Genomic DNA, 12,667 nt, shown 5'->3' with positions numbered 1-12,667 from the left:
GTTTTCAAAAACAGAACCAAGCACGCCGCAGTCGGCAGTGATTCAGGCTTCACCATCAAAAAACGCATCCTATGGATGCGTTTTTAAGGTTATCCCGGCATCACTGCCAGCAGATTTTGCCGTTCCCGGTTCGCCAGTTTGCGATACTCGGTTCTGGTCTTATTGGGCACTGGATCTGCCTGCGGAAGCGGTACCTTCATGGCATTCACAGCACGGCCATACTTGAGCAGTTCATAATGCAGGTGTGGCCCTGTTGAACGGCCGGTATTTCCACTCAGGCCGATTTTTTCACCCATTCGGACTTTTTGTCCGACTTTCACCAGGATTTTACTCAGGTGAAGATAACGGGTGGAATACTCACGACCATGTTTGATCATGATGAAATTCCCTGCCAGTGAGTGCTTTTGCGCTTTCACAACCACGCCATCACCCGTCGCGACCACTGGGGTTCCGATCGGAGCCGCAAAATCTGTTCCGTTATGTGGTGACACTCTGTGCGTAACCGGGTGCTTGCGGTGCGGATCGAACGAAGAACTGATCCGGAAACGCTTCTGGGTCGGATAACGGTTCAGCGCACGGTTCAGGCTGCGACCATCTTCATCATAGAATTCACCATCGTCGTACCGCATGGCAAACAGCTCATGATTGCCACTCATGTAATACAACGCTTTCACTTCTCCTTCACCGACGGCTTTCCCGTCGATAAATTCACGTTCAAGCGTGATCGCAAAACGGTCCCCTTTCCGGGCTTCCTTTCCTAAATCAAAACGCCATTGCAGGGCTTTCACCAGGGTTTGGATCTGAGCCGGCGTCATACCCGACGCCCGGGCTGACTGGTAGAAGCTGCCCGATACACGTCCGGTCAGGCGAACAGGTTTAAACTCACCGGCACGTTCTACCTTCTGATGCTTATACCCGTTCGGCGTCAATTGATAGGTGTCGGTATATTTCGCACTTCTCTCAATAGACAGCTCGCTGATTTTCCCCTCATCATCGAGCGACCATTCAATACGCTGCCCGACCCGAAGAAACTGGATCGATTTGTCGGCATCTATCAAACGGTACATATCTGAAAGCGGCAACGCGTACTGGGTGAAAATTTCTCCCAGAGTTTCGCCAGAAGCAACCTTATGGGCATGAGCAATATCTGTCGCTTTATCCAGCTGCTGCTCTAATTCATCTTTCGGGATCTGAAAATCCGGGTCTTCCGGGTCAAGTACCACCCCAAGTGGCTCACTGTTCTGTTCTGACAGTGAAACCATCTCTTCCGGCGTGATCGGTACTTCCCGCCTTGATTCCGACTCAGTACGAGAACCGTGAGAAGGCGAATGAACGTTAGCAGGCTGCCACATCAGAGCAGCCGCAATTAATAGTGATGTTGAAGCAAGCGCAATTCGGTGTTGACGGGGGAGCTGAGAAAACCGTCTGGCTGCAACCGTTAATATTTTCATTGTTATTTAAGACATTCGGTGAAACTGTATCCGAGTTCTTGCAGGAACCGGACATATCCTCCCTGTTCCGCTGCAATGTCCGTTGCCATTGGATCCAGGGTGCCAATTTTAATATCACTGCCATTTACGACGCTTTGAATGACCGCAGGTGAGAACTGCGGTTCCCTGAAAATGCACTTAACCTGAGATTTTTTTAAGGTATTCCGGATGGTAATCAAGGTTTTTGCGCCAGGCCGACGATCAGGGGAAACCGTGAAGTGTCCCAGATTATTCAAACCGAACGTTTCTTCAAAATAGCCATAAGCATCATGAAAAACGTAGTACCCTTCGTTTTGCACAGGTTGAAGCTGTTTTTTCAGGTTTTGTACTGTTTCCGTCACGCTGGCAGTAAACCGGGACAGGTTAGCCTCATATCGGGTGCGATTCAATGGATCCCGTTCAATCAATGCAGTGCTGATCACTTTTGCCGCTTCAATTGCTTGATCCGGACCCAGCCACAGATGCGGATCGACGCCATGATGATCATGCCCGTGTTCGTCATGATGCGTTTCATGTTCACTGCCGTACTCCCGCAAAGCCATTCCGGACTGTGCCGTCAGTGCCAGTGTATTCGTCTGGTGCGACAGAATTTTGGTCAGAAAGGATTCCAGCTCAGGTCCAACCCATACCACTAAATCTGCTGTTTTGAGTTTTTCCACATCCGAAGGCCGCAAAGCGTAATCGTGAGGCGAGCTCCCTGCCGGTAACAAGGTTTCACTTGAGCCTACGCCCTCAACCAGTTCCTGTACAATCAGATTCATCGGATGTACGGTCGTCACAACCTGCAAAGACTTTGCTGAAGCAGTGAAAGACAGAAACAATGTGATGGCACACCACAAGGCACCGAAACGCGACATGGGACTCCCCTTAAAATATTCCATGAAAAGAAGTCGGGGATGTTATAATATAACACCTCAAGATAGCAACGAGATTCACACCCTTTTATGGCCAGCTCAATGTCCGCCAATCCTTTGGTAGAACTTCAAAATGTTACCGTTCGCGCATCCGGCCGCCACATTCTTGATCAGGTGTCACTTCGTCTGGAACGTGGCCAGATCACCACACTTATCGGTCCGAATGGCGCAGGTAAATCGACCTTAGTGAAGGTTGTTACCGGTTTACGTAAACCAACCTCCGGCAAAGTCCGTCTGGCAAAAGGTTTACGTATTGGTTATGTTCCGCAAAAACTCCAGCTTAACAACAGCCTGCCTCTGACTGTTGACCGCTTTATGGCACTCGCAGGCAGATACAGCTTCCAGCAGCGCCTGGATGCACTGGCTCTGGCTGGCAGTGCGCATCTGGCCCACAGTGACATGCACAGCCTGTCCGGCGGTGAAATGCAGCGCGTCCTGCTGGCTCGGGCATTGCTGCAAAATCCTGATTTACTGGTTCTGGATGAGCCCGTACAAGGGGTCGACGTGAGTGGCCAGTTAGAGCTTTACAGTCTGATTCAGTCTCTGCGGGACAAACTCAACTGCGCAATCATGATGGTGTCGCATGACCTGCATCTGGTGATGGCTAAAACCGATCATGTCATCTGTCTGCAGCATCACGTCTGTTGTTCCGGCGAACCTGAATCCATCACCAGTCACCCGTCTTACGTGGCCTTGTTTGGACGACAGCAGAGCGAACAGCTGGCGCTGTATCATCACCATCATAATCACGAACATGATCTGGGCGGCAGCCCGCTTGGTCCTTGTCAACACGGAAATCACAATGCTTGAATTCATGTTACCTGCCCTTGCAGCAGGTATTGGCATCTCCATGCTTGCCGGGCCATTGGGCTCTTTTGTTGTCTGGCGTAAAATGGCGTATTTCGGGGACACCCTGTCACACGCTTCCCTGCTGGGAATCGCGCTGGGCTTTTTGTTCAACATCAACCTGAATCTTGCGCTGGTCATCTGTTGTCTGACACTGGCTGTCATTCTGGTCAGCCTTCAAAAGCAACGCTACATCGCCACAGACACACTGCTGGGTATTCTGGCACACAGTGCCCTGTCACTTGGTCTGGTTGCCATCAGCTTCATGGATCATGTCCGTATTGATCTGATGGCCTATCTGTTCGGTGACCTGCTGGCCGTCACAACTGACGATCTGATTTGGATTTACGGCGGCGGTGCGATCGTCATGGGCTTACTGATCACTCTGTGGCGGCCGTTGCTGTCGATGACAATCAACGAAGATCTGGCACAGGTTGAAGGCGTAAATGTCGATCTGATGCGACTTTTGTTGATGCTGATGGTCGGCATGGTGATTGCCGTTGCGATGAAGTTTGTCGGCGCGCTGATCATCACTTCACTGCTAATCATTCCGGCCGCTACGGCCCGGCGTTTTGCTCAGAGTCCGGAGCGCATGGCCATCATGGCTTCTGTATTGGGATGCATTGCTGTTGTACTGGGGCTTTGGATGTCCTGGCACTACGATACGCCAGCCGGACCATCCGTCGTTGTATCTGCCGCATTACTCTTTCTGTTCAGCCAGTTCAAACGCTCCGAAGCCTAACGCAGAAAAGAGCGATACCTGTCCTGACAGGCTTGCTTGATACTGAGCGTTGCCTCCAGCCTGCTTGATTTCGACATAAAATCAAGCAGGCACTGGTAATAGTCCTTATCTTTCTCTGTCAGTAAAATATTATCGAGATAAAGTTCCCGGCAGGCATTCAGTAACCACGTAATGGCTGCGGGCTCCTCTGCGGCAGACACGTACTGCAGAACACAATTGTTATATTGTTCACGCTGCTCAGAAAAACTGGCGGCAGCTGCATTACTCTGGCACAGCCAGTATGCCAGCCATCCAATCATCACCAGAGTCTTCATAGGCCATACCAGACCAAACAACGCTTCATCTAAGCATAGCCGAGGCCAAGCACCCCGGATTCAACCATAACCCGTTTGTCTTACCATCCCCGTATCAGATCGATGCCGAAAAAAGCTGCAAACCAGACTGGCTGATCACATGCAGGATATCACTGGCAAAACGCTGATGTTCTTTCACATTGGGGTGCCAGTGACAACCCTCACCGAACTGGTAAATAGAATACGAATAATGAAGAATCTGTTTTTTCCCTTCACTCTCCAGCTGTTGGATCACTTGTTGGGCGTAGGAGGCAAAGAGCTCATTGGACATGACCAGCAAGGGGACATCACCATATCGTCAGTACAACGCCGTGAGAAAAGCTACTCCGAATAGAAAGCTACTCAATCAAATTCTTTCTCTATCATGAAAGGCATTCGCTCACAGAAGTGAAGTGGTTCTCATAAGTGATTGCAAAATATAAATATCCAAAATAAAAGCAAATGACACATCACGATATATATGAATCACAGAATCTTTATCTCCCGGGTTATATCGCCATGAATGACTGCACGACTATTCAAGTTCACTCTGGAAAGTTATTCCAGAAGAAATTGAGGGAGAATGGAAGAAAATCTGAGCGGACAATCTGCAGACAATAAAAAACGGAGGTAGTTGATACCCCCGTTTTTTATTGGTTCACTTCATAGAGTCTGACAACTTTTAGTGTCAGTTGAATACGTCAGCAGCATGTTTTTCCGATTCAGTCTGATACGGATAAAACTGCTTTCGTTGTTCCAGTTGCAGCAGCAGCTCATCTTTCAGGGATGGATTCAGCAATGTCCAGTGACAGCCTTCGACAGCACCGGCAAACATCCACAACAGTTTTTGATCAACACTTTTTCCCTGAGACTGCTTGACCAGCAGATAAGCATCAACTGCGCCCATGTCATAAAAAGCATCAACATCTTCGATGCCTGCTTTTTTCATCATCCGCTCCAGCGTCAGACGCAGGTTCGGCAAATCTCGCAACCTTCTGTTGCGTGCCGTGCCTTTCATGACTTTTTCTTTCAGCGCAATTGCAATCGAGCTTTGAACCAGCTCAGTGCAAAGTGCAGGCTGAGAATCATAAATATCTGAGATATCATAGTAATTTACGATGGCCACTGTACTTCGTTTAACATGCTTAAACTTGTGGCATCCTAATTCCAGCAGCTGATGATCTAACTTCTCACCGCCACGGATGTAGAGCTTTTCGTCAGACAACAGAGCATACATTGCTCCCTGGACGAAGATACCTGTACCACCAAACATCGATCGCTGTTCATTCGGCACAAAGGTATCTAGGTAATCAATGAATGTTTCTTTCGTGAGTGACACAGCATTATTCCTAATATTATTCTTCGTTATCGATTTAAAACCAACGCCAACTATCATATGCAACCATGACACACAGAAATTATAAATTCCACATATGAAACAATACACAAATCAAAGTGAGACATTGCGCATGTTATAGAGCGAAATAAAATGAAATTTCAGCTTCTTAGAGTCTGTATCAATAACTGAGATTCGTGTAATTCAGGACATTTTCCTTCGCTTCGGATCGTTTTACCGGCTCACAGAGACTAAGGTTATTAGAGAACAGAGGGAGAAATATGCCTGAGATTGCCCTATTTCCTTCGGCGAGCCATGTCTTACCTGAAGGTAAACTGGAAATCACCATTGCCGAACAACGCTATCAACGCATGCTGAAAGAATCCGTTGAAGGACAGCGTGATTTTGCGATGTGCATGCGAAGTGAAGAAGAAGATAATGAGGATGAATCCATTACACGAATTCCGGCCATTGCGACCAAAGTGAACGTGGTTGATTTCAATGCACTGGAAAACGGTTTACTCAGTATTCTGGTTGAAGGCAAAACGAAGATCCGTATCCTTTCAGTCAAGCACGAAAGTGATCACTTACTGATTGCTGAATATCTGCCTTTTAAAGCCTGGCCTCCTGTGCCCGTGTCCGGAAAACATGAGTGTCTGATTGAAAAATTAAAGCTGTTCTTTGCGACCATGCCTGAAATCGGCGCACTCTATCAAAATAGCGAATATGATAATTTAAGCTGGGTTTGCCAGCGCTGGATCGAGTGCCTGCCGCTAGAAGTACATTATAAGCAATTACTTATCGCACAGGATTCACCAGCATTGACTGCACGCTTCTTGCTCAAACTTTTCGATAATCCACAGTTATTTGATGATGATATCAACTAACTCTTACTTTGTTCTCAAAAATCGCCCGCCTTGGTGTACTCCACTCATCTGACCAAGATAAAATAAATACAAATATCTTAGGTTATTAATCTTTCATGTCGCATCTATCTTTTTTCTGGTTAAAACCCGAAAACGACAAAATTTTGACAGGCCTTCAATCGGAATTTCACGGACTCGTGAAAGACGCGATTAAAGAAAACCGCCTGACACTTCCGCCGATCCCCGATGTTCTGGCCGAACTCCAAGCACTGTGTAACAGGGATGATTCCACGGTGCGTGACGCAGCCACCGTTTTACTCAATGATCCCGGCATGACTGCCACAGTCGTTAAAACATCAAACACGATGATGTTTAACCGACGTAATATCGTTTGCCATGACATCCAGACTGCGGTCAGCCGACTAGGCATCATTCGGGTCAGAGACATCATCACAGCAAAAACGGTTCTTGATATTAAACTGAACAGCAGCTTTGATTATGAATGTAAGCTCCTGTTATCCGGCAGTGCCGCCCGCTCGCGTCAATTAGCCGGCAGTATGGCATTGGTCACACAAAACCTGCTCATACACCGCCCTGAGCTGAAACTGGAGCCAGAAAAAGCATTGCTCGCCGGTCTGTTTGCAGATATTGGCCTGTTCAGCCTGATCTATGAATATCAAAACTACCTCGACAGCGGCAATTTCCTGGACATCCAATATGCAAAGTATGTCTTCGAACATTGCTGCAACAAGGCCAGCCTGGATATTCTGAAGCACTGGGGGTTTGACCAGGATTATCTGGAAGTTGCCAGTAATAAGCGGGTCTTCCCTGCCTATAAAAAAGATGAGGACATTACCTACCTTGATGTCGCGCGCATGGCCAATCACCTGCTGTTGTTCAAAGAAGACGACGACGACATTGATGACCATGAAGTAGAGCTTGATCTGGCAGGTGCAGAAGTGATGTATACCCTGACCAACCTGCCTGATGACGAGTTTGATCGCCAGATCAACCACGTGCTGCTCAGCAGCGGCTTTTAAGCTGCCGAGCAGCACGTGGTTCATTCATCTGCCTGCTTGCGCTGTTGAAAAACAGCGCTCTATTGACCCTTTGTTAAACAGCCTGATAAGCTTCTGCATTCATTAACAGCACGTTTACACCTGCGCGGGTCAATGACGTAATGAAACCCTGGATTTCACTGGCTGCCAGCGATGTCATAGCCAGACAACCTCTGTAAGGATACTCATGTTCTCAGGAATGCTTTTTATTTTCCTGCCACTTATCATCGGCTATTTCATCCCGGTCAGAAATGCATCGGTCCTTGATTTTATTCATGCTCAGACATCCCGGCTGGTCCTGGTTATTCTGACTCTGATGGGGCTCAGCCTGGCGGGATTAGACAACCTGGGGGAAAACCTCAGCCAAATCCTGCTATATACCTTCACGTTCTTTGTCTGCATCAGTGCCTGTAATGCCCTGGCTCTGCCGCTTCTCGACAAATACTATCCGCTGGAAACACAGCATGGGCATCAGCAGCTGCCAAAAGCCAAAATGCTGATGGAGTCCGCCAAACTGATTCTGGTCGTGGCTGCCGGGCTGGGTCTCGGATTAATCATCAATATGGATCTCAGCTGGGTTGACCAGGCCAGTGAAATTATCCTGTTGCTGCTTTTGTTTTTGATTGGAATTCAGCTGCGCAACAGCGGCATGACCCTCAGACAGATTCTGCTCAATAAACAAGGAATTATGATTGCGCTGACAATCATTGCAACGTCTCTGCCCGGTGGTCTGATTGCTGCATGGATGCTGGATATTCCGATGACTCACGGACTAGCCATGGCTTCAGGTTTCGGTTGGTATTCTCTGGCCGGTATTTTGATCGGAGACGGACTGGGACCGGTATTTGGCGGGGCTTCTTTCCTGAATGAGCTGCTTCGGGAATTGATTGCGCTTACTTTGATTCCTGTTGTCATCGCCCGCTATCCAAACACAGCGATTGGCTATGCAGGGGCAACTGCGATGGATTTCACCCTGCCTGTGATCCAGAACTGCGGAGGTATTCGCTGCGTGCCGATTGCGATTGTCAGCGGTTTTATCCTCAGCCTGCTGGTTCCTGTGTTCATCCTGTTTTTCCTGTCGCTTTAAAGCGTTTCTTCCATGCGCCTGACAGGCTGTAAATTTGCGCTTAATACCAGGCTTACTCAAATGCGTATCGTCACACGATACGCATTTGGTGGCGTTCAGCGATGACTCTGACCCAGTGACCCCGTCAATGAGACGGATGAATCCGGCACACATACTTGATCGCCAAACGATCAAAGACCCAGTACAAGATTTTCTGAATATAAAGAGAGAAACGGGACGTCTGCATCCAGACCAAATGTAATGCGTGGTGAGCTCATCATGAGCTGACAATTTTCATCAATCAGGCATTCAGGTGTATCGCTCAGACTGATCACACATTTCTGGGTTTGATCATAAGTCGTCACATACCTTGAAATCGTTCCTCGGCTTCGAAACAGCAGATCCGGATTGGAATAGTACACAATCTCAGTGTACTGAATATCGCGCAGCGTCGCTTTTCGGGTCACGATATAACAAACCTCCTGCTCATATTTCAGGACGTGCTGCTCACATTCCAGGACTTCATGCGCAAAAAAAATCGATTGCTGCTCATCCGTCAAAAAGGCGATGCCCTTCTTGCCGGTATAGATATCAAACAGTGAATCCGATTCTGATTCGGGTGCCGCAATGATCTGAAACCGATCTGACTCTTCCCTTGCATTGAGGAAGTTCTTTGCAACGCTGTCAGCGATCTGGCTTGCCGACAAAATCGTGAACAAGGTATCACTGAAATGTTGTCTCAAAAAAGAAAGGGTTCGCAACCAGTAACCTCGAAAATCGGGATGTGTCACGGCACAGGTCAGATTAATCGTATTCACAACTTTTCCTGAACGGCTGACACGCTTTTGGGGAATAATACCTATCGCTCCAACCAGTTTCCCGGAGACCCGGATACCCACACCGGTCACAGCATTTTTGTCAGCCCGATTAAAAATACGCTCAAGCCGCGCTTCCTCAACATCCCCCAATTGTTTCGGTCGGAGTAATGTCAGTAATGCAGGATAATCATCAGATTTAAGTTCATTGATCACCACCCTTTTCGTTTCACTGCAGGCTCGGTCCATCGACATCATACAATTTCACTCCATGTGAATTTAAAAGCCACAACAGCGCGCATAATGCCACCAGAAACCTTAATACTCAATAAGTTGCAATATGTTCACTATCATTACATCTCATTGCATTGATCGAAAATCTCTCCTGGATGATGAGTCCTCTGTGTGATGACTGTTGCAGGGGAATATCAGGCAACTGCGTTTTCAGATGGATAGGAGTCTCGACGACAGAAACAACAGAAACAAAAAAGCCTGGCTGCAGGAGCCAGGCTTTTGAACACTGAGAATCTTCAGAAATTACGCGTTATTGCGAATCCACTCATCCATTTCAGTACGCAGGTTGTCAGACTTCGTTCCGAAGATGGCCTGAACACCACCGGAAACCACCACAACACCCGCAGCACCCAGACGTTTCAGTTTGTCCTGATCAACAATCGCTGTATCTGCCACACTCACACGCAGACGTGTGATACATGCATCCAGGTTCGTGATGTTTGCTTTACCACCGAAAGCTTCAACCAGCTCACCCGCCAGCTCAGTACCCGCAGCTGTTTCAGTCTCAGCCGTTTCATCTTCACGGCCAGGTGTTTTCAGGTCCAGTGCACGAATCACGAAGGTAAATACCACGTAGTACAGTACAGCGTAACCCAGACCCAGCACAACCAGCGTCCATACGTTTTCAGCACGTGGCATCTGAACGATGAAGTCAATGAAACCATTCGAGAAGGTATGGCCGTGAACAACACCCAGGGCGTTCGTCAGAACATAAGCCAGACCAGCCAGTACCGCGTGAATCGCATACAGAACCGGTGCGATAAACAGGAATGAGAACTCAATTGGCTCAGTGATACCGGTCAGGAATGAAGTCAGTGCAGCAGATGCCATGATACCAACAACTTTGGCACGGTTTTCTGGCTTCGCACAGTGAGCAATCGCGAAAGCCGCTGCTGGCAGACCAAACATTTTGAACAGGTAGCCACCCGCCAGCTGACCGAAACCATTACCCGCGGCACGGGATGCATCATCAGCAGTCAGGAAACAAGTCATGATACCGTGAACCGTTTCACCGGCACCGTTCACACAAGTACCCGCTTCATAGAAGAAAGGAACGTTCCAGATATGGTGCAGACCAAATGGGATCAGAGAACGCTCAACCACACCGTAAATACCGAATGCCAGTACAGGGTTTTGGTTCGCAGCCCAGTCAGAAAATGCAGCGATACCGGCACCAATCGGTGGCCAAATCACAGACAGAACGACACCCAGTGCGATAGAAAGGAAACCCGTGATAATTGGAACCGCACGCTTACCAGCAAAGAAGCCAAGATATTCCGGCAGCTGAATTTTGAAGAAACGGTTAAATGCCCAGGCAGCAACACCACCCGCCAGGATACCACCCAGCACACCCGTTTCGATGCTTTCAACACCCATGACTTGCGCCATCACTTTCAGTGTGGCAACCATAATGCCGTAGCCGACAATTGCAGACAGACCAGCAACACCGTCATTCTTGGTAAAGCCCAGTGCAACACCAACGGCAAACAGCAGTGGCATCTGGCCGAATACGGAACCACCAGCCTGTTCCATCAGGTGAGAAACAACTGCTGGCAACCAGCTAAAATTAGCCGCCCCTACACCTAACAGAATACCTGCTACCGGCAGAACCGATACTGGCAGCATCAGCGCCTTACCGACTTTCTGCAGGTTCGCAAAAAAGTTCTTAAACATATTGTGCTCCTGAGTGAGATATTTACGACGTATCCAGCGGTTACCAGCGACCTACCCCCGTAGTCATAATGCTAGCACCACCCGTTTTTATTGTTCGGCATAAGTATAAAATGCGGCGCCAAATATAACGTGACAGTAATCAAGAATACCAACGGATCGTGAAAGTAAATTTCAGTTTGACACATAGATCACAAATGAACTCAGTGCACAAAAACGTCAAAAAACACAAAAAATAATTAAAAACCAACAGGTTAATCTAAAAACATACCTATCATTAAATTGTAATTATATTTCACCCCTGTAACCCATGTTTCTTCATGTAACGAAACAACATTACAATTCAGATCGGAAAAAAAGCGAAGATTTGTGCAGGAATGAACAATAGAGCTAATAATTTTTTGAAGCAATCAATTAAATATACAAAAAAAGGAGCTTTCGCTCCTTTTTTGACACTTTTATCGTTTGGCCTGCGAAAAAAGCCGGAAGAAGTTTTCGGTCGAAATTCTGGCAACCTCTTCCCCTGACACACCTTTCAGCAAACCGATATAATCTGCAACTTCCTTCACGTAAGCAGGCTGATTCTCTTTGCCGCGGTACGGAATCGGAGCCAGATAAGGAGAATCCGTTTCCACCAACAACCGTTCAAGCGGCAAACGACTCACCACATCTTTCAGTTCAGCGGCTTTATTAAAAGTGACGATCCCTGAAATCGAGATATAAAACCCCAACTCCATCGCAGCTTCTGCCATTTCCAGGCTTTCAGTGAAACAGTGCAGGACACCACCGCAACGTTCCGCACCCTCTTCTTTTAAAATACGGATCGTATCTTCACGCGCCATTCGGGTGTGAATAATCAATGGCTTATTCAGTTCAACAGCCAGGCGGATGTGCTGACGAAAGATTTCCTGCTGCTGCTCTGCCAATTCAGGCTGGTAATGATAATCCAGACCCGTTTCGCCAATCGCAACGACTTTGTCGTCACTGGCATAAGCCTTCAGTTTGTCGTAATCAAAACCGGCTTCTATATCCAGCGGGTGAACACCACAGGAGGCAAAAACGTGGTCAAAAGGCGCAATCATTTCCATCATTGCAGGAAAACTTTTCAGCGTTACCCCCACTGAAAGAAAGTACTCGACGCCTTTCGCCTGTGCTTTTGCCAGGACATCGGCCACATCGGTATGCAGTTCGTCATAATTCAGTTTATCGAGGTGGCAATGTGAATCTACTAACACCT

Annotated in this window: 13 protein-coding genes; 5 read left to right on the top strand and 8 right to left on the bottom strand. The window is 47.8% G+C overall.

Features of this window, described 5'->3' with window-relative positions:
• Positions 1-89 precede the first annotated feature (89 nt).
• Together mepM and znuA are read right to left on the bottom strand one after the other, a co-directional pair.
• Complete coding sequence (mepM, locus tag SPK40_RS01080) at positions 90-1,451, bottom strand: murein DD-endopeptidase MepM (protein ID WP_248140910.1); 1,362 nt, start codon at positions 1,449-1,451, stop codon at positions 90-92.
• Between the two features lie 2 nt (positions 1,452-1,453).
• The gene (znuA, locus tag SPK40_RS01075) at positions 1,454-2,347 is read right to left on the bottom strand and encodes a zinc ABC transporter substrate-binding protein ZnuA (protein WP_330959151.1); all 894 of its coding nucleotides are present in this window, start codon (positions 2,345-2,347) and stop codon (positions 1,454-1,456) included.
• A gap of 99 nt (positions 2,348-2,446) precedes the next feature.
• On the opposite strand from znuA, the gene znuC reads away from it, so the two are divergent.
• Both znuC and znuB read left to right on the top strand, forming a co-directional pair.
• Positions 2,447-3,214 carry a zinc ABC transporter ATP-binding protein ZnuC gene (gene znuC, locus SPK40_RS01070; RefSeq protein WP_330959150.1) on the top strand — a complete coding sequence of 256 codons (768 nt, stop codon included), beginning with the start codon at positions 2,447-2,449 and terminating at the stop codon, positions 3,212-3,214.
• On the top strand, positions 3,207-3,992 hold the full coding sequence (znuB, locus tag SPK40_RS01065) for a zinc ABC transporter permease subunit ZnuB (RefSeq protein WP_330959149.1): 786 nt from the start codon (positions 3,207-3,209) through the stop codon (positions 3,990-3,992). Before znuC ends, znuB begins: the two co-directional genes overlap by 8 nt.
• Here znuB and SPK40_RS01060 read toward each other — a convergent pair.
• The 3 genes from SPK40_RS01060 to SPK40_RS01050 form a co-directional block, all read right to left on the bottom strand.
• Positions 3,989-4,306 (bottom strand): VF_A0006 family four-cysteine protein, encoded by a 318-nt coding sequence (locus SPK40_RS01060; RefSeq protein ID WP_248140915.1) that lies wholly within the window; start codon positions 4,304-4,306, stop codon positions 3,989-3,991. The two genes, znuB and SPK40_RS01060, sit on opposite strands and share 4 nt — an antisense overlap.
• A 94-nt stretch (positions 4,307-4,400) precedes the next feature.
• Positions 4,401-4,625: a hypothetical protein gene (locus tag SPK40_RS01055; RefSeq protein ID WP_330959148.1), complete on the bottom strand. Its 225-nt coding sequence runs from the start codon at positions 4,623-4,625 to the stop codon at positions 4,401-4,403.
• A gap of 387 nt (positions 4,626-5,012) precedes the next feature.
• A complete protein-coding gene (locus SPK40_RS01050) occupies positions 5,013-5,663 on the bottom strand; it encodes a TfoX/Sxy family DNA transformation protein (protein ID WP_248140917.1) in 651 nt (216 codons plus the stop codon).
• A gap of 278 nt (positions 5,664-5,941) precedes the next feature.
• Between SPK40_RS01050 and SPK40_RS01045 the strand changes: the two genes are divergently transcribed.
• The 3 genes from SPK40_RS01045 to SPK40_RS01035 all read left to right on the top strand — a co-directional run bounded on the left by SPK40_RS01045 (position 5,942) and on the right by SPK40_RS01035 (position 8,671).
• Positions 5,942-6,547, top strand: a complete 606-nt coding sequence (locus SPK40_RS01045) for an LON peptidase substrate-binding domain-containing protein (protein WP_330959147.1) — start codon at positions 5,942-5,944, stop codon at positions 6,545-6,547.
• A gap of 95 nt (positions 6,548-6,642) precedes the next feature.
• A complete protein-coding gene (locus SPK40_RS01040; protein WP_330959146.1) occupies positions 6,643-7,566 on the top strand; it encodes an HDOD domain-containing protein in 924 nt (307 codons plus the stop codon).
• A gap of 205 nt (positions 7,567-7,771) precedes the next feature.
• A complete protein-coding gene (locus tag SPK40_RS01035; protein WP_330959145.1) occupies positions 7,772-8,671 on the top strand; it encodes a lysine exporter LysO family protein in 900 nt (299 codons plus the stop codon).
• 170 nt (positions 8,672-8,841) lie between these two features.
• Here the strand turns inward: SPK40_RS01035 and SPK40_RS01030 are convergent, their stop codons facing one another.
• From SPK40_RS01030 to SPK40_RS01020, 3 genes are all read right to left on the bottom strand, one after another.
• Positions 8,842-9,723 carry a hypothetical protein gene (locus SPK40_RS01030; protein ID WP_330959144.1) on the bottom strand — a complete coding sequence of 294 codons (882 nt, stop codon included), beginning with the start codon at positions 9,721-9,723 and terminating at the stop codon, positions 8,842-8,844.
• Positions 9,724-10,002: 279 nt separating this feature from the next.
• On the bottom strand, positions 10,003-11,433 hold the full coding sequence (gene ptsG, locus SPK40_RS01025) for a PTS glucose transporter subunit IIBC (protein ID WP_248140925.1): 1,431 nt from the start codon (positions 11,431-11,433) through the stop codon (positions 10,003-10,005).
• 455 nt (positions 11,434-11,888) lie between these two features.
• Entirely contained in the window at positions 11,889-12,665 is a 777-nt protein-coding gene (locus SPK40_RS01020) for a TatD family hydrolase (RefSeq protein WP_330959143.1), read from the bottom strand.
• Positions 12,666-12,667 lie beyond the last annotated feature (2 nt).

Source organism: Photobacterium sp. 53610 (genome assembly GCF_036409375.1).
Lineage (GTDB): Bacteria > Pseudomonadota > Gammaproteobacteria > Enterobacterales > Vibrionaceae > Photobacterium.
This window is presented reverse-complemented; position numbering and strand designations above follow the sequence as displayed.

What these genes read in the sequence shown, in the direction of transcription:
- mepM (WP_248140910.1), bottom strand. Translation starts at nt 1,451, where the DNA reads ATGAAAATATTAACGGTTGCAGCCAGACGGTTTTCTCAGCTCCCCCGT.
- znuA (WP_330959151.1), bottom strand. Translation starts at nt 2,347, where the DNA reads ATGTCGCGTTTCGGTGCCTTGTGGTGTGCCATCACATTGTTTCTGTCT.
- znuC (WP_330959150.1), top strand. Translation starts at nt 2,447, where the DNA reads ATGTCCGCCAATCCTTTGGTAGAACTTCAAAATGTTACCGTTCGCGCA.
- znuB (WP_330959149.1), top strand. Translation starts at nt 3,207, where the DNA reads ATGCTTGAATTCATGTTACCTGCCCTTGCAGCAGGTATTGGCATCTCC.
- SPK40_RS01060 (WP_248140915.1), bottom strand. Translation starts at nt 4,306, where the DNA reads ATGAAGACTCTGGTGATGATTGGATGGCTGGCATACTGGCTGTGCCAG.
- SPK40_RS01045 (WP_330959147.1), top strand. Translation starts at nt 5,942, where the DNA reads ATGCCTGAGATTGCCCTATTTCCTTCGGCGAGCCATGTCTTACCTGAA.
- SPK40_RS01040 (WP_330959146.1), top strand. Translation starts at nt 6,643, where the DNA reads ATGTCGCATCTATCTTTTTTCTGGTTAAAACCCGAAAACGACAAAATT.
- SPK40_RS01035 (WP_330959145.1), top strand. Translation starts at nt 7,772, where the DNA reads ATGTTCTCAGGAATGCTTTTTATTTTCCTGCCACTTATCATCGGCTAT.
- SPK40_RS01030 (WP_330959144.1), bottom strand. Translation starts at nt 9,723, where the DNA reads ATGATGTCGATGGACCGAGCCTGCAGTGAAACGAAAAGGGTGGTGATC.
- ptsG (WP_248140925.1), bottom strand. Translation starts at nt 11,433, where the DNA reads ATGTTTAAGAACTTTTTTGCGAACCTGCAGAAAGTCGGTAAGGCGCTG.